We start from the raw sequence: 383 nt of genomic DNA on the forward strand, positions 1-383 counted from the left end.
GCCGACTACCAGGCGACCTTCACCGAGAACGGTTCTGCGGTTGCCATCGCTGATACGGACGTGAGCATCACCGACGCCGACAATACCAATGTCACCTCGGCGACGATCACGCTGACCAATGCACAGGCCAGCGATCTCCTGGCCGTCAACGGCGGGCTGCCGGCCGGCATCACGGCGTCCAGCTACAACTCCGGGACCGGCGTGTTGACTCTCTCTGGATCGGCGACCCTCGCCGCCTACCAGACGGCGCTGCACCAGATCGTGTTCAGCAACTCGAGCGACAGTCCGAACACGACAGACCGCAGCATAACGGTCGTGGTGAACGACGGTTCGGCCAATAGCAACACGGCGACCTCGACCATCCACGTCACCGCGGTCAACGA

1 protein-coding gene is annotated in these 383 nt (G+C 63.2%); it reads left to right on the plus strand.

Going from position 1 to position 383, the window contains the following annotated elements:
- Positions 1-383, plus strand: a 383-nt coding sequence (locus tag AU465_RS32850) for a hypothetical protein (RefSeq protein ID WP_192257143.1), incomplete at both ends; no start/stop codon positions are given.

The organism is Mesorhizobium silamurunense (genome assembly GCF_014843905.1).
GTDB lineage: Bacteria > Pseudomonadota > Alphaproteobacteria > Rhizobiales > Rhizobiaceae > Mesorhizobium > Mesorhizobium silamurunense.